We start from the raw sequence: 25,811 nt of genomic DNA, 5'->3' as shown, positions 1-25,811 counted from the left end.
TTGGTACATTAAATAGTAAAGGTGAATCTATAATATGAGAGGTTTGAGCGTTTGTGTGGCAACCACAAATACTTTATGTAAGCTGTTTTATCTATATTAAAAAATCACATTCCGTAAAAAATACACTATTACGCACTTATGTAAATACCAATTGACTATCACTGTAATACTCTTATATTGTTCTTTGACGAAACACTTGAAGTAAAGAGTATAGCCTATTTTTAAAAACTAATCAAATCGATTTTTCAAATTTATTTTCTTCAAGTTTACATATTCAGTTAACAAGAAGTTTGAATAAGATAGAAGTATCTATTTATCGATTAATTACATAAAAAAGCAAATCAACGCCAGCTTAAGCGCTAATTTGCCTTTATTATTATTATTCTTTTTCGTAAACAATTGGTTTTTGATTTTTAACCATTGCAGCTACAATATAACCTATGATTGTTGTCACAACAGCAATTGGGAACCATTCAAGTGAATAGTCTTTTAGTGGCAAGCTTTCAATGAAACTCAATTTTAGCCAGCCTTGTGTATGAATGACACTTAAAATAGATACAATCGTAACGATTGCAACAGGAATTTGTTGTGCAATTGGTTTTGTAGGTACAAAACGTGCTAATAAAATAAGTAATACCGATGTAATTGCTACAGGGTACACAATACTTAATACTGGCACAGACATAGTAATGACTGAGTTAAGTCCTTGGTTTGCTAAAATAAAACTAATTAGTGTAAACACAATTACATATATTCTGTAAGAAATTCTTGGGAAAATTCTATGGAAATATTCTGATACAGCTACGACTAATCCGCAAGCTGTTGTGAGACAAGCAAGTGCCACAATAATACCTAATAAATATTTACCAAATGTCCCAAAGCCAACACTGGCCATAGTCGTTAATAAATATGTACCAATATTTTGGTCATTTGCATTCAAGCTAGCTATTTTTTCTTGAGGAACAGCCATATGATTACCTATAAATCCTAATGAGATATAAATAAACATTAAAGCTACAGCTGCGATAATACCTGCCATTAACGTTTGCTTGAAGATTTGGTTGGCATGTGTAATACCTGTTGATTTTACTGCATTAACGACAATCATCGAGAAAGCTATAGCTGCGATGGCATCCATAGTAAGATAACCATTTGTAAATCCTTGTGAGAAACCTGCAAAGTTCGATGTGAATGTTTCAGCAGCTTGACTATGCGAATTACTGCCATAATCAACAAATCCTTTGATAATCATTGCTAAAATAGTGATCAATAACAGTGGTGTTAATAGAGAACCAATGCGATCTACCATTTTAGTTGGGTTAATACATAAATATAAGACTATCAAGAAAAATAAAACCGTAAAGATAAGTAATGCTAAACTACTATTTGTGTGTGCAATAGGTGTTACTGTCATTTCAAACGATGTCGATGCTGTACGAGGAATCGCGAACAGTGGTCCAATTGTAAGATAGATGATGACTAGGAATATGATAGAGAATTTAGGTGAAATTTTATTTAACGATCCTATATAACCTTGTTTATCTAACGCGCCTACGACAACGCCTAATAGTGGTAGTCCGATACCAGTTAAAGCAAATGCTAAGATTGATGGCCAGAAATACTGTCCACTATCTAAGCCTAAATTTGGTGGGAAAATAAGATTACCTGCCCCAAAAAACATTGCGAACAATGTAAAACCTATAATCCATGTATTTTTATTCATATGACTTGCTCCTTCTAACCAATAAAATAATATTACCTATTCTATCATGGTTAATTAGATATCGTCTATATAAATTTCAGAATATTTAAATATATCGTTTATTATTTATCAAAAATAGCCTATTTAAAATGACTTTAATAATAGTTTTTTCAATAATGGTGATAATTGGGATGGAAGATTTTCAACACCTTCTACAAATAAAGCATATTGTCCATATATATTGTGAATCGTTTGCTCAATATCTTCTGTGATAGGCTCCTGACTCAAAAATACATTGAAGACTTCGATGCCCATTTTACGAGCTGTCTCAACCGCTTCATACGTATCTAATATACCATCTTGGCTATAATTATATGCAGAAGGTTCTCCATCTGAAAAGACAATTAAAAAACGTTGATTATGAGAGCGACGCATGAGTCTTTCGCTACCAATTCTAATAGCAACACCATCTCTATTATCATCTTGAGGCTCTAACGCCATTATTCTTGGACCTTCTTTATCCATCATAGAACGATTATATGTGATGATCTCATCAATAATATTAGGTTGGTTTGCTTCATCGGCATCGAAAGCATCTTCATTGAATGCCAATATTTCATGTTTTACATTGAGACTCTTTAATGTTTCGTGAAATAGCACGACGCCTTTTATTGTTTCTTCCATTTTATCTTGCATACTGGCTGAAGCATCTACTAATAACGTGAACGTAGCATCGAATGACTGACTTAAGTCTTTTTTCTTATAAAATAACTTATATTGATCATCTATAAACCAATTGAGTAGATTCTTCTGTAATCTACCTTTTGTTAAATTATGTCGTTCATCTTGATATTCTCTATCAATGGTTTTTTGTATGATTTGAATTAAATCTTTGGTTTCAAACTGGACATCAGATTCAACCTCGTGGTATTCATGAATAAATTGGGGTTTGATTTCAGGGATGTTCCATTTGATTTCGACATTTTCATTAATTCCTTTTAAGGCAAACGCTTGATTAAGTCCAACTGAACCACCTTGATCGTCTTCTATATTGTTAGATGAACCTTTACCCTTTTTAGTTTGCATATCAGTCATATCATCGCCGGCATCGCCTTCACGCGCATTATCATTATCTCCCATAACGTCACTATTTTCGCCTTCGTGTAATTCCATTTCTAAGTACGCGCCACCTTGTGAGGCACTATCTTGGTTATTTGATTCCATCTCTTCACTTACTGAATCTTCGTCTTTGTCTTCTTTTGAAGTACCGTCCGTATTGCTCGCATCTGTTCTAGTTAAATCCTCAAATTGAAGTGCTTGTATAGATTCATAAACTTTTTTTGGTAAATGATAATACTCGTTTAGCATATCCTCTTTTAATATATCGTCAATTTGGAACATAATGCGCTCAACTAAATACATATTATCTTCGGAAGACTTGTTATAGAAAAAGTTTGGTAAGTACATATACATATTATTTAACACATCATCAATTTGTGGATGTATTTGTGGTATATCGTAAAAGTTTTCTGTTATAAAAGAAGCTTCTAAATATAAAAATAATAAATCTGTAAAAGTAGTTTTGGTTCTATATACATTGATTTGTGTCTTAGTGTAGTTGAGTCTAACTTCATTACGCATCTGAATAGCTGATTTCGTCGATGGACGTTCTTTTGCTATTGCGCCTAAGATACGTTGATCTTCAAGTAATTTGAAAAGTTGTTGATAAAATTTGGGATGTTTGAACTCCTGGTTCTGTATAACATGATTCACAATCTTTTCGTCCATCATCTGATAACCATAAGCAGCGAGCATGACGTCAGTTTTTAATCCCGTAGTTTCAACATTAGCATCTCTATGTGACCAAAAAGAACTAGTGATTAAAGTGTTATTAATTGGATCGTAATAAGGGAACTTTTGAATCTTAACTTGTGTTTGCTCATTTTTCAGTAAAAGACGTGCTAAATCCTGAAGCATCATCACTTGTTTAGCATCTAGCTGTTCGTCATTAAATTTTATAAAACGATTACTCATGTTTATCCCTCACTAAAAGTTTAATTCTACTGCATTTAAAATAGCTTGCTGTTCTCGCTCATCTTCTAACTTATCTATTATTGTTCGTTGAATAGCACGTCTGATTGGCATAATAGTAGCTAAATCACTTAAATCTATAAGTGCACGAATACTAGCCGCTTCTTCTGAAATTTGACCCTGTTTAGTCATTGTACGTAAATCTTCATTAAATTTAATGATTTTTTGAATTAACGCATCGTCATTTAACTGACTTTGTTGTTTAATGACATCACTTAAAATATCACCATCGATGTAGTCTACTTGAATGACAACAAAACGATTTTTCAATGCTTCGTTCATTGGCAAGGTTCCTATGTAGCCAACGTTGATTGCCGCAATTACATTGAATCCGGGTGCTGCATTGACTACTTCCCCTGTAAATGGATTCGTTAGTTTTCTACGGTAGTCTAGTACGCCATTTAAAATAGGTAACGTTTCAGGTTTAGCCATATTAATTTCATCTATATACAATATATGGCCTTCTTTCATGGCTTTAATTACTGGTCCATCTATAAAAACAATTTCTTGTGTCCCATTGTCATTGGTTTGTATAGTTTTGAAACCGAGTAAGCTTTCCGCGTCTAAATCGACTGAACAGTTGATTTGATGCATTGGGCGATTTGTTGTTTCACTTAATGTTTCTGCTAATTTTGTCTTACCAGATCCTGTAGGCCCTTTTAGTAAGATATTTTTGTTTAATTGCATCAAAGCTTCTGCGTCGTTAAAGACTGTTTCATCTCTATTAATATAGTTTGTACTTGTCATCGTGAATTGTCTCCTCTATATAAAATATGGCTTATTTGTTTAATAAGAAATCATTAAAAATAGACTGGGGCATGAATACATCATCAGATTTCGCCCTAGCCTTATTTGTTAAGAAATTATTTAAACGCGCAACACAATATGAGCGCAATATTTATCAACTAATTCAAATTAATTCTATACTTCTTTGAAATATTCTTTGTAATAACCACCAACAAGGCCAGAGTTATCAATGATTTGGTAATATTCTTCAGTTTCATTTATAACATTATATTGTTGCCCAACAGTTAGCATATCAGAAACTGTAAATTTCTTAGCATTTGTATGGATAACTTCAACTTTTTTCACTGGTGTATTTTCTTTCCATGTTTCATGTAACATAAATAAACATTCCTCTTTCTATGATTTAATTTCTAAAGTCAATATAAAAGTGATACCACTTTTTTCACTAATTCTTAAGGATTTTTCACCTTCTTGATCTAATGATTGATAAGGGATACCTATAGATTCAAGTTGTTGTAATGCATTTTGGAATTGTGCCTTGGATTCAGTTGCAAACTCAATTTGTTCTACAATACCATGTTTCGGCATCTTCAAATCTTCATCAGCAGCGTATAAATGCAATTCTCCACCTAAACCGCCTTCTCCGATTCGGAATACTTGTACTTTATAGTCCGATTCAGGATGTGGTGTGTATTCTGCAAAATGCGTAAGTCCAAACACTTTTGTCAAAATAGATTGAGTAAGTAGTAATTCATTTACTTTAAGTAAGACTGGCCCTAATCCTTGAATTTGATGCAGTGGATTAACAGTACTATCAAATGTGGGCATCCCTAGAGGGGCACCCGTATTATGCTCGTTTGAATATATATTGAATGTCTGATGATTATGGTCATTAAATTCAAAATACTTATGCCCATTTAAATCAGTAATTTCACTATGATCAATTTGATGGTCATCTAAGATAGCTCGGTATTCATCTAAACCTTCGTCACTTGGTAAACGTAAACCAATATTTTCAATATGATTGTCTTGATTCGTATAATTTGGTATTTCTACAAAATGGATACGTGTGCCAGAGTTGAGTTCTGCATCGCCGAAACGGAGAGCTTGCCCCTTATCTGCAACATTTAGACCTAATACATCTTTAAATAAAGTTTTAGTTTTTTCTAAATTATCTGTCCCTGTGGTTACACTTCTAAGACCATTCATTATATTAACTCCTTTATTCATAGCTTTTCAATCATTATAACTTATTTCATGCGTTATTTATACGATGAAGTTTAAGGTAAATATGTATATTAATTAAATTTTTAGAATATACATTGGATGAACCCCAAAAATGTATTAATATAGGTATATATCATGATTTTAATCTTAAAAAAAGATTAGTAGCATATTGATTATTTTTAAAGGAGGTTTGTCATAATGGGTGGTATGTGGTTTGTGTTTGGTATAACCGTACTTATTGCAGTTTATTCTGGTATTACCTTCTTCACTAACATAAACAATAAAGCAAAACAAAAATCTCAAAATGAGCAAAGCGCTAAAAAGAATAATATTTACGGCGTTGTATTTTTAGTATTTTTAATTATTGCTATTATTGAGCTGTTTGTTTATATTGCTTAATTGTAATTTTAGTTATATTTTGACTCTTTAAATCAATAAAAAGACATCCCTACAAGTTTGTTGTACATTCTAACTTGTAGGGATGTCTTTTTTTTACGAATTAGTCAGGCCTTTTTAAATAGTACAATAAGCAATTTAAGTGCTATCAGAATATAAATCACAGCAAATAAACATATCAGGAGAAAATGGCTATTCAGAATTGACAAATTATCGCTATTCAATTGGTTTAAAAGATTACTAATTGGTGGTAATAACCAGAGTAACCATTTTGTAAAAGGTACAGTTGTTATAATTACCTCTTTAGTGAAAATGATGAGCATAATAAATATTGTTAATAACCATCTGTAAGATTTAGTGGCAATGTGCGTATTTGTAATAAAAGCGCCTAACATAATACCAAACATACTTAACAATAGATGGGTAACTATGCCAATTAAGACGAAATTCAATGAAACAGGTTTATCAAATACATTAAGTAAAAGAGGATAAATCAATGAAACAATAACCAATAATGTACTAAATAAAAATATATAAAGTATCTTTATTAACAAATAAGTAGTTTTTGATTGTAATTGCATATAGAAGATATGACGTTCATTTAAAGTGTCACGACCGAAATTAATAATAGTTATCCACGTCATCACTATAAATAAACCAATCGCTGTAGAACCATAGCTTGATAGCACAGGCATATCTCGATAGATATAAATGCCAATGATCCACAGTAAATATGTGAATACTGGTGCAATGAATTGATATGATGTTAAAAATTTTAGATGTTCGTATTTTAAAAAAGAATATATCATTTTAAAGATCCTTTACTTCGATGATTTCGCAATTGTGCTTTAGCAAATGTTGTAAAACGATATTTACATTTTCTTTGTCAACTTGCAAGGTTACATATTGATGGTTAGAAGTTGCTTTAACGTGTACCCATGACGCTAAATCATGTTCAATGACATCACCAACAGATTGTTGGTTGCTAATCGTGATAGTCTTCAACTCTTGATGCTTAGATTGTGGGATGAATGTATAATCATCTAAACTTAATATATGAGTCGCAATTGTATGTTCAATATTTGCATCATGATCTGTAATAATTATTGTTTTAGTTTTCGATAATTGTTGTAATCGGGTTAAAAATTGTGCTTCTGACGTTTTATCTAAACCTGAAAAAGGTTCATCAAATACTAATATATCAGCATCCGTTAATAAGCTTTGGATAATGTTCACTTTTTGTAAAGAGCCCTTTGAAAGATGATGTAATTTAGTGTTTTGAAGTGAAGATAGGCTTAATAGTGCTAAATAGTCATCGACGGTTTGGCTGTCAGATTTCCGCTTCATATTCAAATTTTGAATAGTTGTTAGAAATGATTTTGTTGTTAGTTTTATATTTTCAGGAAAACTATCAGGCGCGTAACTTGTATGGCCCGAGACAGTAATATTACCAGCGTTAGGTGTTATTAACTGTGTCATCAATTTGAGTGTTAAACTTTTACCAACGCCATTCTTCCCTTTTAACAAGGTGATTGAGCCTTTAGGTATTTGAAATGATAAATTATTGATGATTGTTTTGTTGTTGAGCTTTAATGTAACCTGGTCCATTGCTACTGCTATTTCAGCCATAAATATACTCCTTTATACAATGCTTAGCTATAATGAATTGTTTTTATTATATATAAGTTGCACGACACCGCTTTGATATGTATTAGTTTCTACATGTATCAGGTTAACTCTATTTGTTAAATGTTCAAATAAAGGTTTTCCAGAACCTAACACAACTGGGTGTATAGATAAGCGATATTCATCTATTAAGTTATTATTTATAAAAGAAGTTATAATACTTGAACCGCCATATAACCAAATATCTTTAGTCTGTTGTGCTTTGATTTCGTCTAAACTTACTACCATATCTTCTGAATGTATATATTCAGCATTAGCAGAAACAAGACTTTTTTGGTGAGTAAATACATATTTCTGTTTACTATGGATCTCTTGCCACATAGTGTCGTCCCCATTTTCTGCATTACCGAGTGGAGGGGTATAAGTTCCCCATAAATCATAACTTTTTCTGCCATATATGATAGCGCTAATCTGTTTTAAAAAAGTGTTGAAATTCATTTCGGAGTCCATAATACACCAGTCAACTTCTCCGTTAGGTCCTTCTATATAGCCATCTAGACTTACGGCGAGATCTAAAATAACCTTCGATTGATTGTTCACTTTAACACCTGCCATTATCGATTTTATATTTAGTATATGGAAATATATGAATGATTTCAATTGATAATAATTTTAATATAAATAAATTCGAATTAAAAATGCACAACGATAAAAATCGATGTGCAATAATTTCGAATGATAATAAATTTATTTAATTACTTGTAAAATAGACCGCACTATTTGATTTGGAAGATTTTTGTATAGCATCAATCATGGCGATAGATGCTAATGCATCTTTAGGTTGTATATAATCATTTTCATCATTAATAATGCAATCGTAGAATTGGTTAATCAGTTTACCATGGCTAGGTCCGTAATATGATTTATCACCATCTAGTTTTTCATCTTCTTTAATTTGAATCTTATAACCCTGTTTATTCATGCGTGTAAGTATATTATCTTTAATTGTTAATTTTTCGTTTTCAAATATAACCTGTAACTCTACGCTGGAATTTCCGAAATTAGCATTAGTAGCAAAGAACATACCGTTTGCATTATTTTCAAATTTAATATGTGCGGATGCGGTATCTTCTACTTCGATATCATAATCTAATAACTGAGATACAGTTCCTTTAATCGAAGCTATATTGCCACAAAGTAGTTGCATTAAATCTAATGTATGAATGGATTGATTGATTAGAACACCTCCACCTGCATAATCCATTTGTCCACGCCAAGGTTTCTCTGTGTAGTAGGATTCAGGTCTAAACCATGTTACTAGACCTTTTACTCCAATGACCTCACCGTATTGTCCGCTTCTAACAATGCGATTTAATGTTTGGAAGGTATCATTATATCTATTCTGAAAGCATATACCTATCTTAATTTCTGGAAATTGACGTTGTAGTGTGACTAATTCGAGTCCTTCTTTTGCATTTACAGCTAAGGGCTTTTCTTGTAATACATGAACACCTCTTTCAACACATGTTGTAGTTGCAGATACATGTAAATGGTGAGGTAAACAAATATGAACGCAATCTAATGTCTCTGAATCTAACATGCTATTTAAATCATTGTAAAAATTGCTATGAGGCACCTTGTTTTTTAATGTCATATCTTCATCGCATACTGCGATTAATTGAGCTTTAGGATTTTGTTGTATTGCATGTATATGAATTTGTGAGATATCGCCTAAACCGACTACACCAACTTTCAACATTTTACCATCTCCTGTTATAGCTGGATTTATTGATCTTCTGAATTAATTTTATGTTGTAACGCATTTTTGAATTCTGTTGGGTCTACAGGGAGTGTTACTTCTTTACCTAACCAACTAGAAAGATAAATTGCATTTACAAAGTTAACACCATTAATTCCATCACTACCAGGTGCTATAAGCGGTGTATCATCAATGATATTTGCAGCGAAGTTTTCGAGTACATTGATGTGTTGCTCTCCCCACACACTATCAAATTCAAAGGTGTCTGTTTCATAGATATCTCCCATACCATCACCTTTGAATATTTCTGCTACATCTGCCCAAGTCATAGTTTCATTCATTTCGTTTTCAGATTGTTTTAAACGTTTGATTGTTATTTTCTTACTATCTTCTACTAGAATTTTTCCTTTATCTCCTGTAATTTCTAGTCGATCCGTGCCAATGATGTCATGCGTACATGTAATGAAAACACCTGTCGCCCCATTACCGTAATCTAATACGGTCGTCACATCATCATCAACATTTAAATTTCTCTGGTAACCGTATTTTACATTGGCATATACTTTTTCTGGTAGTCCGCATAACCATTGCATTAAATCAATTTGATGTGGTGCTTGGTTAACTAGTACACCACCGCCTTCTCCATTCCAAGTTGCACGCCATGAACTTTGATCATAATATGCTTGTGGTCGCCACCAAGTAGTAATAATCCAATTTGTACGTCTAATTTGTCCAATTTCACCATCATCAATTAAGGCTTTAACTTTTTGATAAAGTGGATTAGTTCTTTGATTAAAGAAAATACCAAATGTCAATTCAGGTTTTGAAGCGGCTAAGTCGCTAATTTCTTTTACTTTTTCGGCATAGATATCAGCTGGTTTCTCCAATAGCGCATGTATGTCTCTGTTTAATGCGGCTTTACCTATTTCAGTGTGCAAATAATGTGGTACTGTTGTCACAACAGCATCGACATCTCCGCTTTCTAATAAATCAATATAATCATTATAAAAAGGCGTATTTGGGTATTTTTCGGTAGCTAGTGCTTTTTTATCAGGATCGATATCACAAATGGCACCAATCACTACATTTTTTACTTTGTTTTCGTTGATAAAGTCAGCATAAGTATTGCCTTGTGCCCCTAATCCAATTATACCTAAACGAATATTTGTCATTATACATTCTCCTTATTTTCAATATTCTTTAAAATTTCTAAAAGCGCTTCGTATTGAATTTGATATCCTTCAGCGCCATCTTTTGCAGCTGTATTTTGAATTGTTTCGGTGGAATGCTCTATTTCTAAATCTTTAATTGCATCAAATACAACAAGATGAGGTTCTAAAGTTAAAAATCCTTTATAGCCACTAGTTATCGCTTGTTTAAGAATAGACTCAATTTGGCCATCGCCTGTGCCACAAACAACGTTAATACTGTCTTTATAGACCGCATCTTTGATGTGGATGTATTCAATGTCAGATTCTAATAGTTCATAACAAGCTTGTGTGTCTTCTCCACATTGAACAAAATTGGCAAAATCAAAAATCGCTTTAAAATGGTCTGACCCTACTTCATCAAGGATGAATTTACAACGACGAGCTATATCACCAAAAATATCTTTTTCGTTTTCATGCAGTAAAACGACGTTATATTGCTCTGCAATTTTTGCAAATGCTTTTAATTTCTTAATAACTGTATGCTGATAATCATCAAAATTTTGCTCTTTAGGTATATAGAAACTGAAAATTCTAATATACTTACAAGACAATGCATTTGCGATTTGACACATGTTTTTTAAGACTTTTAATTGTTTTTCAAACGCTTCTTCATCTTGAATATATATTTTACCAATCGGAGAGCCAATAGAAGAAACTGAGATATTCCATTCTTTTAATTTTGGAATAACATTTTTTTTTATTTTCTCGACTGTATAATCACCTATATTTTCATCGTCAATGCCACGTAATGAAATGTAATGCATACCTAATTCTGATACCTTTTGTAATTGTGTGTCTAAATCTGATGATATTTCATCAGAAAAACCTGATATAGCAATGTTATTTAACATGAATTTACCTCCAATTTCTAAAAGAATAATACTTATTATTGTAATCGCTTACATATTTTTGGTCGTGAATTTGTGAAATATCCACTTTGTCTATAATTGTAATCAGATATTAAAACCAATGTTTATAACCTAATTCTAATAAATGATCTCGACTTGTAACTAAACAATCATAAGGATCGGCACCATATAATTCATCTTGCTCGACGAAGAAGTATTCACTACCACTTTCTAACCCAACCTCAATAATATCTTTTAAAGGTAAAGTGCCTTCACCTAGTTCTGCAAATTGCGTAATCATATGTAGCATATAGTATATTTTCTCGTGACCTTCACCAGGATATTGATCCATGTCTATTTCGCCTACACGAAAATCTTTTAAATGAATTGCACGAATACGTTGCGCATAATTTGGTATAACGTCTATAGGGTTAAGGCCGGCTCTCCATATCCAGTGCACATCTAATTCAAACCCTAGATTTTCTGTATTATCACGCATTAAATCAAGCATAAATTGCCCATCATAGCGAACAAATTCAAGATTGTGTGCGTGGTAATATAAATCAATGCCTTCTGCTTTTAATCGTTGTGCATAGTCATCGCAAATTTTTGCAAAGTTAAGTGTGCGCTCCTTTGAGCCCATGTAATTCATCGGCAACATACCAATTCTTAATATATTGCAGTCAACAGCCTTACAATCTGCAACAATCTTTTCAAAATCATTTTGTAAAGTATCACCAGGATATTTTTGATTAATTGAAATATCTTCTACTCCACATGACATAGCAGCAATATTCATATCAAAATCTTTGATGGCTTTTTGCATTTCAGAAATGTTATGAGGAGTCATTTCAATTTGTGAGACTTCTACAGCTTGGTACCCAAGATCATGAATCGTTCGCAATACATTGTAGATTCCATCTTTTTCCACTTTTTGCTTTAACATCATCATTTGTACACCAATTTGTGGTTTAACCATATAAATCATCCTTTCATAATAATCAACTTTAAGTGCTATAATGTGAGTATAAATTATTAGAAAATTTTAAACATTGTAAAAAAAGATAAAAAGATTGTATTTTGAGTGGGAGGCATATCGATGTTAGACGATGAAACATTTAAACTGAAATTTGATACTATTTCACTACCGTTCGAGGGAGAATATGCAGTATGGCATAAAATTAGTGATGGCCACTTTGGTAACGAGCTACATTATCATGATCATTATGAAATTTTCTTTTCATTATCTGGAAATATGCTGTACACAATTGAGGGAGAGCAATTTCAATTAGACGTGGGTTCTATGTTGGTAATTACGCCGTACGAATTTCATCAGCTAAATGAACAAATGGATGGACATGCTGAAAGAATTGGTCTGAGATTTGATGGACAGCTATTAGAGTCGCTTTCCACTCCTGAGTGTAATTTAATGCAATGTTTTGATACCAAATCACCTAATTTTAAGCACTCACTACAACTAACAGAGGTACAAAAACGTGAGCTTTATTATTTATTACAAGGCCTTTTGAATGAGCAAGAAAATAATAAATACGGCAAAAAACTAGCTGAAGAATCTATGTTGACTCAATTTTTCATTCTACTAAACAGAGTTTCCATAGAAAATGCTGAAGTAAAGGTAGAGGACGATCCACAAATGCAGTTAGTTAGACAAGTCCTAGATTATATGGAATTACACTATGCTGATCAAATATCTTTAGAAGATTTGGAAAAGAAATTCTATGTTAGTCGATATAAAATAACACAGCATTTTACAAGAATAGTAGGATATCCTCCTTACCGCTATTTATTACAAATAAGGCTACAAAATGCACAAAGAATGTTAAAAAAAGGAGAAAGCCCACAGCAAGTAGCAGTATTATGTGGTTTTAGTGATTACTCGAATTTTTATAGACGTTTTAAAACAATATACGGGTGTAGTCCTAAAAGTTATTATCAACAACATTTAGCTAATGGTTAATTAAATATAATAATATATTTTGCTTGAATGTGTAATTGTTGAAATCTATAAATAATAAATATTATTATGATTTAATGTTGTTAGAGTGAATATATGATCAGATGAATTTATTTAACGAACCCTATGAACGTTGTTGATAAGGGGTTTATACACAATCCACTCCCCCTACCCCACCTAGTAATACGCTATAACGCTTATAAAAACGTTATAGCGTATTACTTTATATCGTTCTTTTTGTACGTTATATTGTATAATGAGGTGTTTTTAGATGAAAGAAATTAATGATATTATTGCAGAAAATCTAAAATTATATAGAAAACAAAATGGTTATTCATTAGAGTATTTATCGGTTCTTACAGAGGTAAGTAAAACAATGTTAGGACAAATTGAACGCAAAGAGTCGGTACCATCTATTACTACATTGTGGAAAATTGCTGAAGGTTTAAAAGTGTCTTTTGCCGAATTGACACAAGACAATGAGGAATTCGCTAAAAAAATTACGATTCAAGACATACAACCTTTATCATCATCTGAGCATAAATATAGCGTTTATCCTTACTTCAAATTTGATATTGCTAAAAAATTTGAAAGCCATATGGTTGTAATAGAGCCTGGAGGCACCATGAATGGAGAACCGCGTGGCTCTAGTGCAAGTGAATACATTACTGTATTTGATGGTACATTGACGCTTATATTAGGTGACGAACGCGTTGTTGTGAAAAAAGATGAATCGCTAAAGTTTAATGGGAACACGTTTCATAAATATTTAAACGAGCATGAGACGACGATGAGAATGAATATGATTATTCATTATTAAAAATAGCGCCTACGCATAAATTTGCGTAGGCGCTATTTTTTATTAGAATATAAGGTAAGTTAGGTACAAACCTACAAGTGTAAAGAATAGTACAGGTAAAGTAATTATAATACCTGTTTTAAAGTAAGTCCCCCATGATATTTTCACACCTTTGTTTGTGAGTACATGAAGCCATAATAATGTAGCTAACGACCCAATTGGTGTTATTTTAGGTCCTAAATCTGAGCCTATTACATTAGCGTAAACCATACCTTCTTGAATTATATTAGTAGCACTAGATTGACTGATAGCAATTGCGTCTATTAAAACGGTAGGCAAATTATTCATAATCGAAGATAGTATAGCTGCTATAAAACCCATTCCCATAATACTACTAAACAAGCCATAATTTGAAATGTGCGTCAAAATGTCAGCAAGTATTAATGTGATACCTACATTTTTTAAGCCAAAGACAACAAGATACATTCCTATAGAGAATATGACGATGTTCCAAGGGGCTTCTTTTATTACTTTTTTCGTATGTACGGCACTTGATTTTTGAGCAAGAATAACAAATATCAATGCTACAAGACCAGCAATAACCGATACTGGTATGGCGATAAATTCGCTGATTAAATAGCCTATAACTAAAATAGCGAGGACAATCCATGAAAGTTTGAAAAGGCGTCTATCCTTAATTACTGTAGATGGATCCTTTATATTATCGGAATTAAATTTAGTTGGTATAGAACTTTTAAAATATAACCATAGTACTGCTATGCTAGCCACTAATGAGAAAATGTTTGGGATAAACATTCTTAAAAAATACTCTAAAAACCCGATGTTGAAAAAGTCAGCAGAAACGATATTGACCAAATTACTCACAACAAGCGGTAAAGAAGTTGTATCAGCAATGAAGCCACTTGCAATAACAAATGGAAAAATTACTTTCTTGTTGAAACCTAAATGACGTACCATAGCGAGAACTATAGGAGTTAATATAAGTGCAGCTCCATCATTTGCGAAGAATGCTGCAACAATTGCTCCTAATATCATGATATAGATGAACATTTTTAATCCATTGCCATGAGAAGCTTTAACCATTTTTATAGCAGACCATTCAAAGAATCCTATTTCATCTAGAATTAGTGAAATTAGTATAATAGCGACGAATGTTAAGGTTGCATTCCAAACGATTCCTGTAACTTCTAATATATCAGCATAGCTAACGACACCAGTTACTATTGCTAAAATTGCACCAATAGATGCGGATACACCTATGTCTAAACCTCTTGGTTGCCAAATAACAAAAATTAAGGTAATAACGAAAATACTAACTGCTAATATCGTCATAGTGATGTATTCCTCGTTTCATTAGCTGATTAATTAAATCAGAATTTAGTTTGAAAATTAGCGTGAAATCACGCTCTATAGGTGTTATATAATTGATTTGATGATGATACATAGTTTTTATCCCTTCTTTCCTGTTTGACAATTTAATGCATAATACAACTTTCCTATAGCGATTTGTATTGATTAATAATGTTTTATATGAATAATTACTATAACTATTCCTGAATATTTCACGCTTTATTAATAGGTGTTGGATTTAATTTATTAACTTATTCAGAGTATCATCAACATAGTTTAATATCTATATCATTATAGATATTATTTATTAAATTCATAAGTTTATAACCTTATTTTCTTTTCATGTTTTCTTTGCCTAGTATAAAATAAGCTAGTAATAAACCGATGCAAGTAGTAATTAAAGAATAAACTGTTTTTCCTAATATGTGTTCAGGTGGTGAGATAATATAAAATGCTGTGCACATGACTAATGACATAATGATACCGAATCTCAATGCGTTTTTAAAAGTCATAAAATCATTCCTTTTTACTAATGTTTTTAAATTTATACTTCACACTTTATAATAACAATTTTATATTGTGCATATTTTATCATTGCGAAAGTGTGTTTTTTAAATTCCTAAGTGTTATGTAATTAAAATTTGCATTTTAAAGGTGTATTTAGCTTAACAATAGAAATTCTGGCTTTGTCCCCCATTAATTTGAAAATTATGCTTATATGACACTTCCTTTTGTTTTCTATGCTTTTTTAATACATGACACTATGTAATTTTGATAGTTTTTTATTAGGTGCTTTTTAAATTATATATAAATACATAAAAATACAACGACGCTAAACGCCGTTGTATAAGGGTTAGTAAACTATTTTGTGTTGTGGATTAAGATTCTAATAGTAAGTCTTCTGGATTTTCAATTAATTCTTTAATTGTTTTTAAGAAACCTACAGCTTCTTTACCATCAATGATTCTGTGGTCATAGCTTAAAGCGATGTACATCATTGGACGGTTTTCAATTGTATCTGCATCGATAGCAATTGGACGAGTGATAATTGAGTGCATACCTAAAATCGCAGCTTGACTACCGTTAATGATAGGTGTAGACATCATTGAACCAAAGATGCCGCCATTTGTGATTGTAAATGATCCGTTAACCATATCATCTAATCCAAGTTTTTTGTCACGCGCTTTTTTAGCTAAATTACCAATTTCGTCTTCTATTTCAGCAAAGTTTTTCTTATCGCAATCTCTAACAAAAGGTACAAGTAAACCGTCTTCTGTAGAAACTGCAACACCGATATCATAATATTGTTTAGTTATCATGTCATCGCCATCAATTTCAGCATTTACTTCTGGATATTTTTTCAATGCTGCTACAGCTGCTTTTGTAAAGAATGACATGAAACCAAGTTTCGTACCATCATGATCCTTGATGAATTGTTCTTTCTTACGTTTACGTAAGTCCATAACATTTGTCATATCGATTTCGTTGAAAGTAGTTAACATAGCTGTATTATTAGATACTTCTAATAATTTTTTGGCAGCTGTTTTCTTACGACGAGACATTTTTTCTCTAATAACTGGTTTTGATGGGTTTTGTTGTGCTGGTTTTTTAGTTTCTTCTTTAGCAGCTGGTTGTGATTGTTGAGTGCTTGATTGTTTTTGACTTTGATCAACATGAGATTTTCTCACTACATCGTTAGAAGATGGTGATACTTCAGATAAGTCAATACCTTTTTCACGAGCGTATTTACGAGCAGATGGTGTAGCATTTACTCGTTGGCCGTTATCTTGTGATGACGCTTCTGGTTTGCTTTCTGTTGATTCAGAAGATTGTTGTTCGTTATTTGAATTGTCAGTTGCTTTTGTATCTTCTTGTTTCGCTGGTGACTCAGAAGTATTATTACCACTGCCTTCTCCAACTACTGCAATGGCTTGACCAACTTCTACTGTGTCGCCTTCGTCAGCCAATAATTCTTGAAGCACACCTGCTTCTTCTGAAACAACTTCAACGTTAACTTTATCTGTCTCTAATTCAACAATAGCTTCACCTTTATCTACGCTATCACCTACTTGTTTTAACCATTCTGCAATGGTACCTTCTGTTATGGATTCTGCTAATTCTGGAACTTTTACCTCTGGCATGCTTAACTTCCCCCTAGTTAATGTTTGTACTTTGTTCGATTATCATATTTTGTACGAGTTTGTGAATTTCACCATCACCTTCAGCAGGAGCTGAACGTTGGATACGACCGTGATAACTTAAATCGTATTTATCAGTTGTTAATTCTTTTAGATAAGGATAGACGAATGACCATGCACCTTGGTTCTTAGGTTCTTCTTGTACCCAAGCTACATTTTCTAAATTAGGTAATTCGTTTAATAATGCATTAATTTCATCAGCAGGGAAAGGATAAAGTCTTTCTACTGCTACGATTAAAATTGAATCATTTGGATTTTTAGCCAAATACTCTTTTAAATCAATGAACATTTTACCTGATGCTAAAATAACTTTTTTCACTGATGCTTTATCGTGATCTTCTGGTAAAATTGGTTCGAATTTACCGGAAGTGAATTTACTGATAGGATCTGCAACAGTCTTATTACGTAATAAACTCTTCGGTGACATAACTACTAATGGTCTCATAGACTGTGTACCAAGGTTAGCCGCCTGAGCACGTAATAAATGGAAATAGTTACTTGAACTAGATAAATTAACGATAGTTGAATTATTTTCACCAGCTAATTGTAAAAATCTTTCTAAACGTGCAGATGAGTGTTCTGGGCCTTGTCCTTCAAATGAATGTGGCAAGAATAAAGTCAGTCCTGAACGTTCTCCCCATTTAGCGCGTGAACTAAATAAGAAGTTGTCAAAAATCATTTGAGCCATGTTTGAAAAGTCCCCATATTGTGCTTCCCAAATAGTCATACATGATTTGTTTTGTACATTATAGCCATATTCAAAACCTACAACAGCGGCTTCTGACAATGGAGAGTTATGCACTTCAAACGTTGCTTTTTGATCAGGCACGTTGTGTAATGGCACATACTGTTCGCCAGTATCTGGATCGTGTAATACAGCGTGACGGTGACTGAATGTACCACGTTCACTATCTTGACCAGTTAAACGTATAGGTGTTCCATTTTGAGTAATAGTTGCAAAAGCTAATTGTTCTGCTTGAGCCCAGTCAACTAATCCATCTTCACTTTCAAATGGCTCTTTACGTTTCTCTAGTACTTTATTTAGTTTTTTCAATACATTGAAATTCGATGGATAAGTAAGCATTGCATCATTAATTTCTTTTAATTGCTCAAAGCTTAACTCCGAGTTGTCATTTTGTATTGGTTCTGCTAAACTTTCAGGTCTTTGCATTTCTGGGTTGTCCATTTTGTCGTTTTTATCAATTTTGTCATGAGCAGCTCTTAAAGTTTTTTGAACTTCATCAATAATATTATTCATTTCATCTTCTGAAATGATATTATCACTGACAAGTTGTTTACCATATAAGATTTCAACTGACTCATGTTTACGTATTTCATGATATGGTAGTGGGTTTGTAATTGATGGTTCATCCATTTCATTATGTCCGTAGCGACGATAACCAACTAAATCGATGACTACATCTTTATGGAATTCTTTTCTGAACGCCATAGCAATTTCAATTGCTTCAATTGTCGCCTCAACATTATCAGCATTTACATGCATGATTGGAACGTCATATCCTTTTGCAACATCTGAGGAATATGTTGTAGAACGTCCATCTTGCGGTTCGGTTGTAAAGCCAATACGGTTATTTGTAATAATGTGAAGTGAACCACCTGTTGAATATCCATCTAAATTACCTAAGTTCATAGCTTCAAAATTAATACCTTGCCCAGGATAAGCGGCGTCACCATGAATTAATATAGGCATAGATTTTATGAATTCGGTAGTTACTGAGCCTGGTTTATCTGTTGTATCTTGATTAGCACGTGTTTTACCAAGGACTACTGGTGATACGATTTCTAAATGACTTGGATTGTTAGCCAAGGAAATCTTTTGCTTAATACCATATGATTGAGTTGTTTTCACCCCACCAAGATGATACTTAACGTCACCAGACCAACCCGATGTTAATTCTAAGCTGCCATCTTCAGGTAAGAATTTCATAGGATCTGTGTGCATAAATTCAGAAATCATCATTTCATATGGTTTTTCTAAAACATGTGTTAAAACATTTAATCTACCACGATGAGCCATACCTATTTGGATATTTTGGATGCCTTCGTCGCTAGCAATTCTCATTGTTTGTTGTAGCATAGGTACAAGAGTATCAACACCTTCGATGGAGAAACGTTTAGCTCCAACAAAATTTTTGTGTAAATACTTTTCAAAACCTTCAACGTGGGCTAAGTTTTTAAATAGTTCAATTTTTTGATTATCATTTAATGTTGCTTTATATGGAGTTTCAATTCTACGTTTTAACCACACACGTTCTCTGTTGTTATTAATGTGGGTATATTCAAAGGCAATTGGACCTTTGTAACGTTTTTCCATACGCACAATTGCTTCGTATGCATTATCATAAATGTCTTTAAAATGGTCAGAAACAATACCGGCTGAAATAGATTCAAGTGTTTCCTTATCCAAATTAAAATCTTCGATTGTTAACTTGGGAACATTTTCTCTTTTTGGTCTATTTACTGGATAAATATCTGCCAATAAATGCCCATATTGACGAATATTATCTATAAGGCGCATAACACGTTTGATTGTGCTATCCCCTTTAGTTATGTTGCTCTGACCTTCATTATTTGTTGTGATGTTTGCTTCACCGTTTTTAATTGTACTAAAAAGGACTTGCAAATCTTCAGGAACTGCACTAGGATCATTTAGATATATATCATATAAATCTAAAACATATCCAAGATTTGCTCCGAAATTTACAGGTGCCTCGGAAACCTGACTTTCGTTGCTCATATTACACCCTCCACAAAATAGTTGAAACGCTTACAAATCAATAATAGCATTAAATATATACAAATTAAAGTACCAATAACTTACTTATACGAAAAAAGAGGTGAGAAAGAAATCTATTTATAATAATAAGATTTCTTTCTCACCGCCAGTAAGTAATTATAATGGTGAAAAAGTTCGTTTTAAGTGTACTTTATTTGCTATAAGGAGTGTCACTTGTACATTTTTCGAACAACAATTGATTAAAATTAACTCACACTGAAGATATTTTTAAATTATAATGCAGATGATTTTGTCTCGTACTATGATTTGAAAGTTAATTAAAGCATTATTAAAATGTGATTTTAAAAGTTGTATATTGACCTACCACACTATCTACTTGGATCTTACCATGATTTAACTCTATTATTTTTTTGGCGATTGATAGACCCAGTCCATTACCGCCTAGTTTACGTGAACGTGATTTATCTACTCTGTAGAATCTATCAAAGATGAATTCAATGTCTTCCTTGGGAATGCCAACACCATGATCTGTAATTTCTATAGATGTTTGTTTATTTCTTAACTTTGTCTGAATACGAATATGTTTGTTAACTTGGTCATATTTCATAGCGTTATCAATAAAAATAATCAAGACTTGTTCTAATTGATAGCGATCGATTTTTATATTTAGTGGCTTAGGAAACGCGTCAAATTCAAAAGTATAGTCTTCGTGAAGTTGCTTTAAGGATTTAATTCGTGACGTAATTTCTGCATTGATTTCTACATTTTCAATATTTCCATCACGACTGTTATTATTTTCTTTCGTAAGTAATAATAATTCTTCTACCAATTTTGTAATTCTAGACATTTCCTCTAACGAGATATCTAAAGATTCCTCTAAAACAGCTGCATCTTTTTTGCCCCATCTATTAATCAAATTCAAATGGCCTTGTATAATTTGTAAAGGCGTTCGAAGTTCATGTGAAGCATCTTCGACGAACTGTCTTTGTTGATTAAAAGATTCTTCTAACTGAAACATCATTTCATTGAACGTAGCGATTAAGTTATCCGTTTCTTCGTAATTTGTAGAGAGCTCAACTTTTTCTTGGAAACCATCTCGACGTATTTGTTGCATTTTGTTAGACATTAATATTAAAGGTTTTGTAATTTGTGATGAAAAGAAATAACTAATAATTGCTGTAATAAACGTTGCAATTACCCCAAATATTAATGCGATAAAGTAAAGAGAGTTAACGAGTGCATTATAATCTTCTAAGGAATGTATAATCACACTGTAACCTTTGAATTTTGGTGAATCTATATAGTCCGTTATGATTAAATAATCAGTGTTGTGATGTTTTTTAATCACGATATTATTCCTATCTTTAGGCACTACTTCAGGTGAGTATGTAATTGAATTGTCATTTGAGGTTTCGATTAATTTTTTTTCATTATTATCAAAGAGAATCACTTTTTGAAAATTTCCTAATGAAGCATTTAAGTCCAATGGCGTTATATGATCAATGTTTTTAGATTCAAATAATTGGACAATGTCTTTAGAACTACGATTAGCTTCACTTAATTCATTATGTCTGAGAGAGCTACTTAAAAAGAATATAATAATTAGACTAAATACGAATATAGTTAAAAATGTAATGGTTGTAGTAATCATCATCCATTTAGTTTTTAATTTACGTTGCTTCATTGTCTAATCACATACCCAACGCCACGAACAGTTTCTATACATTTATCTTTGCCAAATGGTTTAAGTTTATTTCTTAAATAGCGGATATAAACATCAACGACGTTTGTTTCTACTTCTGTGTCATATCCCCATACATCCGTGATAATTTGTTCTCTTTGTAATACATGATTTTTATTATCTGCTAATAGATATAATAAATCATACTCTGTTTTAGTTAAATCTAAAGGATGTCCATCGACAGTTACCTTAAATGCATCTTTATCAATGATAATACCTTTAATATTAATCACATTTTTTTGTGGCTGGCGTCGTAACATAGCGCGAATTCTAGCCAATAATTCTTCTATATCAAATGGTTTTACAATATAATCATCTGCACCGTAATCTAATCCAGCTACTTTATCATATGTATCGCTTTTTGCTGTAATAATGATAATTGGCGTAGTTTGTTGTTGGCGAATTTGTCTACATATTTCTAGGCCGTTTATATTTGGTAGCATTAAGTCTAAGAGGATTAAATCATAATCATTAGTTAACGCTTTATCTAGACCAGGTTGTCCATCATATTCAATGTCGACCTCATAATTTTCATGCTCGAGTTCAAGTTCAATAAAACGAGCAAGATTTTGTTCATCTTCCACTATTAAAATTTTTGTCATAAGTAACACCTCAAGTTATATATTAAATGAAATAGCGCATTGTAGAAAGTCATTACTAAAAATAATTATATATTAAAAGACATGATGAATTAATGTGATTAATGCAAGTTTATAGAGTTTTCTTATGAAATGAAAAAATTTAGAAAATTTAATTGACAATCATTCTCATTGTTGTATAATGTAATTGAAAATGATTATCAATTCCAAACTTAAGACATTCCCCCCCACACATATTTCGTTCTTAATTGGATTGATCATTTTCAAAAATATCCCCTTTTATATGCCCGTAAAAGACTAACGTTGCGAGACAACGTGAATATAAAAACCGGTTTTACTTTGTAAAATCGGTTTTTATAATAAATTTTGACACATAAAAAGGCAGTAAGATGATTTAATTATCATTTAGCTGCCTTTTTTATGTTAATAATCTATCAGTTTATAATTTCATTTAAGTTGTTGCTCTATTAAGTTAATACAAAAATGCTCTCGCAAAGTATGAACTTTTAGGAGAGCATTGAATTGAAAAGAATTAAATTTGTAACTTGTGGCGTAATATTAATGTTGATAGAATTACGCAGAATGCACCTCCGATAATACCTGCAATAATATCGGTAGGATAATGCACGCCAAGATACACGCGCGATGTTGAAATCATAATAATAAATAAAGCAGATAAACCAATCATGAATGCTTTTGATTTTCCTTTCATTGCTCGATTGGCAATGTACATGGTGCTACCAAAAAATGCTGCAGAGCCCATTGCATGACCACTTGGAAAGCTGAAACCTGAGATATCTATGAGTCTAAGTAATGTTGGACGTTCTCTATCAAAGATATTTTTTAATAGTGGATTTAGTGTACTTGATAATCCCATAGCAATTGCAAAAAATAGTGCTTCAATATTTAAGCGCTTTAACATTAAATAAGCTATTAATAAAAGCGATAAACAAACCATTGCCCAAACTTCTCCAATTTTAGTCACCCCAAGGAAAATAGTTGTAGTGATAAAACTTTCGGAAGAATATATAAACTCATAGACTTCGTTATCAATCCACTTACCTAGCCTAGATTCGTGGAAGAATGCAATGATGCCAAATATTAACGTGAAAATGATGAGTAAAGATATTCTTTTCCAACGACTCATTGCATAACCTCCTTATTAATTTAATGCGTCTTTAATTATTTTTCTAAATAAATCTTGTCGTGTGAAGCTTTCTTTATACGTTTGCATTTGATTAATTATTGTATCACGATTCGTTTCAATATCATTTAATTGATCTATTAATTTTTGTTCTGTTAAAGCATCTTCAGGGATCGTTTTACCAAAACCTTTAGCTTCAAAGTTCTTAGCGTTATCAATTTGATCGCCTCGGGATTGGTCGAGTCCTAATGGTATTAGAAGCATCGGTATACGAAGCGCTAAGAATTCATAAATTGCATTTGAACCTGCACGACTAATTACTGTGTCAGTAATAGCAAGTAAATCGGTTAAATCATCTTTAACAAAGTCAAATTGAATATAATCTTTTTCATTCGTATATTGTTCATCGATTAGGCCTTTACCTGTTAAATGAATAATCTGATATGATGTCTGCAATGCATCAAGATTTTCTCTGATGATACTATTAAGCTTTTTACTTCCTAAACTGCCTCCCATGACTAATAGCACTTTTTTGTTATCATTAAACTCTGTGAGTTGATAACCTCTCATTTTGTCACCAGTTTTAAGATCTTCTCGGACAGTTGCCCCTACAAAATCCGCTTTTTCTTTAGGTAAAAATTGCAAGGTATCCTCAAATGTCGTATAAATCTTTTTAGCAAATTTGAGTGAAATTTTATTTGCTAGGCCTGGTGTTAAATCAGATTCATGTATAATAGTAGGAATCTTTAATGATTTAGCAGCCATAACTACAGGTACAGAAACAAAACCACCTTTGGAAAATAATAAATCAGGTTTTTCCTTTTTTAATACACGTCTTGCATCTAAAATACCTTTTAAAACTTTAAAAACGTCTTTGATATTATCCCATGATACATACCGTCTCAATTTACCGCTAGATATTGAATGATATTTGATAGAAGGTAATTGAGATTCGATCATTTCACGTTCAATACCATTTTTTGAACCGATGTAAAAAGCTTCGTAACCTTCTTCGAGTGCAGTAGGAATTAAACTTAAATTAACTGATACATGGCCAACTGTGCCTCCACCGGTAAATGCGATTTTCGTCATATTATTACCTCTATTCTTCTAATTTTTTATAATAGGCATAAAATGGTTCCCCTTTATTAAAAGGATGATAATCAATCTCTACTTCGCCTACTTTATTAAATTCAAACTTACTAAATAGAGCTTGCGCACGCTTATTTAGTGCAAAAGTATCTGTCAATATCACATGAATGTCATGATCAAGTGCAAGATTAACTGCGAAATCAAATAATTGTGTTGCAGCCCCTTTATAGCTTGCTGAACCGGCAAGTCTATGAATGACATATGCACCTTGTCTATTAACAGGCCATTCTAAATTATCATACCACTCTGCTTGTTCTTGGTCGATAACAATAAACGCATAAATTTTATCATTTTCTTCTAGTACAAAGAGAGATTCTTTCTCTATATCTCTCTCGAAATGTTCTCCTAATGGATAATGCTCATCCCATTGGTTATTGTTATCTTGTTGCATCGTCGCTTTAGCTTCTTCAACAATATTTAATATACTTAACAAATCATTTTTGTTAGCAATTCTAATCATGAAACTT

At 32.2% G+C, this 25,811-nt stretch carries 24 protein-coding genes; 3 read left to right on the top strand and 21 right to left on the bottom strand.

The genetic code is table 11. The features are described from left to right. Positions 1-379 precede the first annotated feature (379 nt). The 5 genes from brnQ3 to BTM19_RS02175 all read right to left on the bottom strand — a co-directional run bounded on the left by brnQ3 (position 380) and on the right by BTM19_RS02175 (position 5,749). On the bottom strand, positions 380-1,723 hold the full coding sequence (gene brnQ3, locus BTM19_RS02195; RefSeq protein ID WP_029377319.1) for a branched-chain amino acid-like transporter carrier protein BrnQ3: 1,344 nt from the start codon (positions 1,721-1,723) through the stop codon (positions 380-382). A 123-nt stretch (positions 1,724-1,846) separates the two neighbouring features. After that, on the bottom strand, positions 1,847-3,736 hold the full coding sequence (locus BTM19_RS02190) for a vWA domain-containing protein (RefSeq protein ID WP_099265713.1): 1,890 nt from the start codon (positions 3,734-3,736) through the stop codon (positions 1,847-1,849). Positions 3,737-3,748: 12 nt separating this feature from the next. After that, entirely contained in the window at positions 3,749-4,540 is a 792-nt protein-coding gene (locus tag BTM19_RS02185) for an ATP-binding protein (protein WP_029377317.1), read from the bottom strand. 174 nt (positions 4,541-4,714) lie between these two features. Then, the gene (locus BTM19_RS02180; protein WP_029377316.1) at positions 4,715-4,918 is read right to left on the bottom strand and encodes a DUF6501 family protein; all 204 of its coding nucleotides are present in this window, start codon (positions 4,916-4,918) and stop codon (positions 4,715-4,717) included. An 18-nt stretch (positions 4,919-4,936) separates the two neighbouring features. Next, positions 4,937-5,749: a VOC family protein gene (locus tag BTM19_RS02175; protein ID WP_029377315.1), complete on the bottom strand. Its 813-nt coding sequence runs from the start codon at positions 5,747-5,749 to the stop codon at positions 4,937-4,939. Positions 5,750-5,965: 216 nt separating this feature from the next. Here BTM19_RS02175 and BTM19_RS02170 point away from each other — a divergent pair, with 216 nt between their 5' ends. After that, the gene (locus BTM19_RS02170; RefSeq protein ID WP_017724452.1) at positions 5,966-6,166 is read left to right on the top strand and encodes a hypothetical protein; all 201 of its coding nucleotides are present in this window, start codon (positions 5,966-5,968) and stop codon (positions 6,164-6,166) included. 104 nt (positions 6,167-6,270) lie between these two features. On the opposite strand, the gene BTM19_RS02165 is transcribed toward BTM19_RS02170, so the two are convergent. The 7 genes from BTM19_RS02165 to BTM19_RS02135 all read right to left on the bottom strand — a co-directional run bounded on the left by BTM19_RS02165 (position 6,271) and on the right by BTM19_RS02135 (position 12,586). After that, the gene (locus BTM19_RS02165) at positions 6,271-6,972 is read right to left on the bottom strand and encodes a hypothetical protein (protein WP_029377314.1); all 702 of its coding nucleotides are present in this window, start codon (positions 6,970-6,972) and stop codon (positions 6,271-6,273) included. A 1-nt stretch (position 6,973) separates the two neighbouring features. Then, on the bottom strand, positions 6,974-7,792 hold the full coding sequence (locus BTM19_RS02160; RefSeq protein WP_069796569.1) for an ATP-binding cassette domain-containing protein: 819 nt from the start codon (positions 7,790-7,792) through the stop codon (positions 6,974-6,976). Between the two features lie 27 nt (positions 7,793-7,819). Beyond that, positions 7,820-8,389, bottom strand: coding sequence for a dihydrofolate reductase family protein (locus BTM19_RS02155; protein ID WP_197035595.1), 570 nt, complete (start codon positions 8,387-8,389; stop codon positions 7,820-7,822). A gap of 151 nt (positions 8,390-8,540) precedes the next feature. Next, a complete protein-coding gene (locus BTM19_RS02150; protein WP_029377310.1) occupies positions 8,541-9,548 on the bottom strand; it encodes a Gfo/Idh/MocA family protein in 1,008 nt (335 codons plus the stop codon). A gap of 26 nt (positions 9,549-9,574) precedes the next feature. Then, the gene (locus BTM19_RS02145; protein WP_029377308.1) at positions 9,575-10,720 is read right to left on the bottom strand and encodes a Gfo/Idh/MocA family protein; all 1,146 of its coding nucleotides are present in this window, start codon (positions 10,718-10,720) and stop codon (positions 9,575-9,577) included. Next, on the bottom strand, positions 10,720-11,610 hold the full coding sequence (locus tag BTM19_RS02140) for a sugar phosphate isomerase/epimerase family protein (protein ID WP_058625590.1): 891 nt from the start codon (positions 11,608-11,610) through the stop codon (positions 10,720-10,722). Before BTM19_RS02140 ends, BTM19_RS02145 begins: the two co-directional genes overlap by 1 nt. 109 nt (positions 11,611-11,719) lie before the next feature. Further along, a complete protein-coding gene (locus BTM19_RS02135; protein ID WP_029377306.1) occupies positions 11,720-12,586 on the bottom strand; it encodes a sugar phosphate isomerase/epimerase family protein in 867 nt (288 codons plus the stop codon). 120 nt (positions 12,587-12,706) lie between these two features. On the opposite strand from BTM19_RS02135, the gene BTM19_RS02130 reads away from it, so the two are divergent. Next, positions 12,707-13,585 (top strand): AraC family transcriptional regulator, encoded by an 879-nt coding sequence (locus BTM19_RS02130; protein WP_038678488.1) that lies wholly within the window; start codon positions 12,707-12,709, stop codon positions 13,583-13,585. Positions 13,586-13,853: 268 nt separating this feature from the next. Continuing rightward, the gene (locus tag BTM19_RS02125) at positions 13,854-14,402 is read left to right on the top strand and encodes a helix-turn-helix domain-containing protein (RefSeq protein WP_029377304.1); all 549 of its coding nucleotides are present in this window, start codon (positions 13,854-13,856) and stop codon (positions 14,400-14,402) included. Positions 14,403-14,444: 42 nt separating this feature from the next. On the opposite strand, the gene arsB is transcribed toward BTM19_RS02125, so the two are convergent. The 9 genes from arsB to BTM19_RS02075 form a co-directional block, all read right to left on the bottom strand. Continuing rightward, positions 14,445-15,734 carry an arsenite efflux transporter membrane subunit ArsB gene (gene arsB, locus BTM19_RS02120; protein ID WP_058625591.1) on the bottom strand — a complete coding sequence of 430 codons (1,290 nt, stop codon included), beginning with the start codon at positions 15,732-15,734 and terminating at the stop codon, positions 14,445-14,447. 347 nt (positions 15,735-16,081) lie between these two features. Next, complete coding sequence (locus BTM19_RS02115) at positions 16,082-16,264, bottom strand: hypothetical protein (RefSeq protein WP_029377302.1); 183 nt, start codon at positions 16,262-16,264, stop codon at positions 16,082-16,084. Positions 16,265-16,630: 366 nt separating this feature from the next. Beyond that, positions 16,631-17,893, bottom strand: coding sequence for a dihydrolipoyllysine-residue succinyltransferase (sucB, locus tag BTM19_RS02110; RefSeq protein ID WP_029377301.1), 1,263 nt, complete (start codon positions 17,891-17,893; stop codon positions 16,631-16,633). Between the two features lie 13 nt (positions 17,894-17,906). Further along, on the bottom strand, positions 17,907-20,708 hold the full coding sequence (locus BTM19_RS02105; RefSeq protein WP_058625593.1) for a 2-oxoglutarate dehydrogenase E1 component: 2,802 nt from the start codon (positions 20,706-20,708) through the stop codon (positions 17,907-17,909). A 328-nt stretch (positions 20,709-21,036) separates the two neighbouring features. Next, positions 21,037-22,392 carry a HAMP domain-containing sensor histidine kinase gene (locus BTM19_RS02100; protein WP_029377299.1) on the bottom strand — a complete coding sequence of 452 codons (1,356 nt, stop codon included), beginning with the start codon at positions 22,390-22,392 and terminating at the stop codon, positions 21,037-21,039. Continuing rightward, complete coding sequence (locus BTM19_RS02095) at positions 22,389-23,051, bottom strand: response regulator transcription factor (protein WP_058625594.1); 663 nt, start codon at positions 23,049-23,051, stop codon at positions 22,389-22,391. The genes BTM19_RS02100 and BTM19_RS02095 overlap by 4 nt, the downstream gene beginning before the upstream one ends. 529 nt (positions 23,052-23,580) lie before the next feature. Further along, positions 23,581-24,195: a phosphatase PAP2 family protein gene (locus tag BTM19_RS02085; protein ID WP_029377297.1), complete on the bottom strand. Its 615-nt coding sequence runs from the start codon at positions 24,193-24,195 to the stop codon at positions 23,581-23,583. 15 nt (positions 24,196-24,210) lie between these two features. Next, on the bottom strand, positions 24,211-25,284 hold the full coding sequence (locus BTM19_RS02080; RefSeq protein ID WP_029377296.1) for an undecaprenyldiphospho-muramoylpentapeptide beta-N-acetylglucosaminyltransferase: 1,074 nt from the start codon (positions 25,282-25,284) through the stop codon (positions 24,211-24,213). Positions 25,285-25,294: 10 nt separating this feature from the next. Continuing rightward, positions 25,295-25,804, bottom strand: coding sequence for a GNAT family N-acetyltransferase (locus tag BTM19_RS02075; protein ID WP_029377295.1), 510 nt, complete (start codon positions 25,802-25,804; stop codon positions 25,295-25,297). Between the last annotated feature and the right edge of the window lie 7 nt (positions 25,805-25,811).

Source organism: Staphylococcus xylosus, from assembly GCF_002732165.1.
In the GTDB taxonomy this organism is placed as follows: Bacteria; Bacillota; Bacilli; order Staphylococcales; family Staphylococcaceae; genus Staphylococcus; species Staphylococcus xylosus.
Note: the sequence above shows the minus strand (reverse complement) of the source record. Positions and strands in the feature narration are given on the sequence as shown.

Excerpts from the sequence above, each read along its gene's own strand:
- brnQ3 (WP_029377319.1), bottom strand. The coding sequence starts at position 1,723 with ATGAATAAAAATACATGGATTATAGGTTTTACATTGTTCGCAATGTTT.
- BTM19_RS02160 (WP_069796569.1), bottom strand. The coding sequence starts at position 7,792 with ATGGCTGAAATAGCAGTAGCAATGGACCAGGTTACATTAAAGCTCAAC.
- BTM19_RS02145 (WP_029377308.1), bottom strand. The coding sequence starts at position 10,720 with ATGACAAATATTCGTTTAGGTATAATTGGATTAGGGGCACAAGGCAAT.
- BTM19_RS02115 (WP_029377302.1), bottom strand. The coding sequence starts at position 16,264 with ATGACTTTTAAAAACGCATTGAGATTCGGTATCATTATGTCATTAGTC.
- arsB (WP_058625591.1), bottom strand. The coding sequence starts at position 15,734 with ATGACGATATTAGCAGTTAGTATTTTCGTTATTACCTTAATTTTTGTT.
- BTM19_RS02085 (WP_029377297.1), bottom strand. The coding sequence starts at position 24,195 with ATGAGTCGTTGGAAAAGAATATCTTTACTCATCATTTTCACGTTAATA.
- BTM19_RS02095 (WP_058625594.1), bottom strand. The coding sequence starts at position 23,051 with ATGACAAAAATTTTAATAGTGGAAGATGAACAAAATCTTGCTCGTTTT.
- BTM19_RS02165 (WP_029377314.1), bottom strand. The coding sequence starts at position 6,972 with ATGATATATTCTTTTTTAAAATACGAACATCTAAAATTTTTAACATCA.
- BTM19_RS02190 (WP_099265713.1), bottom strand. The coding sequence starts at position 3,736 with ATGAGTAATCGTTTTATAAAATTTAATGACGAACAGCTAGATGCTAAA.
- BTM19_RS02140 (WP_058625590.1), bottom strand. The coding sequence starts at position 11,610 with ATGTTAAATAACATTGCTATATCAGGTTTTTCTGATGAAATATCATCA.
- BTM19_RS02080 (WP_029377296.1), bottom strand. The coding sequence starts at position 25,284 with ATGACGAAAATCGCATTTACCGGTGGAGGCACAGTTGGCCATGTATCA.
- BTM19_RS02105 (WP_058625593.1), bottom strand. The coding sequence starts at position 20,708 with ATGAGCAACGAAAGTCAGGTTTCCGAGGCACCTGTAAATTTCGGAGCA.
- sucB (WP_029377301.1), bottom strand. The coding sequence starts at position 17,893 with ATGCCAGAGGTAAAAGTTCCAGAATTAGCAGAATCCATAACAGAAGGT.
- BTM19_RS02150 (WP_029377310.1), bottom strand. The coding sequence starts at position 9,548 with ATGTTGAAAGTTGGTGTAGTCGGTTTAGGCGATATCTCACAAATTCAT.
- BTM19_RS02100 (WP_029377299.1), bottom strand. The coding sequence starts at position 22,392 with ATGAAGCAACGTAAATTAAAAACTAAATGGATGATGATTACTACAACC.
- BTM19_RS02075 (WP_029377295.1), bottom strand. The coding sequence starts at position 25,804 with ATGATTAGAATTGCTAACAAAAATGATTTGTTAAGTATATTAAATATT.
- BTM19_RS02185 (WP_029377317.1), bottom strand. The coding sequence starts at position 4,540 with ATGACAAGTACAAACTATATTAATAGAGATGAAACAGTCTTTAACGAC.
- BTM19_RS02175 (WP_029377315.1), bottom strand. The coding sequence starts at position 5,749 with ATGAATGGTCTTAGAAGTGTAACCACAGGGACAGATAATTTAGAAAAA.
- BTM19_RS02135 (WP_029377306.1), bottom strand. The coding sequence starts at position 12,586 with ATGGTTAAACCACAAATTGGTGTACAAATGATGATGTTAAAGCAAAAA.
- BTM19_RS02130 (WP_038678488.1), top strand. The coding sequence starts at position 12,707 with ATGTTAGACGATGAAACATTTAAACTGAAATTTGATACTATTTCACTA.
- BTM19_RS02170 (WP_017724452.1), top strand. The coding sequence starts at position 5,966 with ATGGGTGGTATGTGGTTTGTGTTTGGTATAACCGTACTTATTGCAGTT.
- BTM19_RS02180 (WP_029377316.1), bottom strand. The coding sequence starts at position 4,918 with ATGTTACATGAAACATGGAAAGAAAATACACCAGTGAAAAAAGTTGAA.
- BTM19_RS02125 (WP_029377304.1), top strand. The coding sequence starts at position 13,854 with ATGAAAGAAATTAATGATATTATTGCAGAAAATCTAAAATTATATAGA.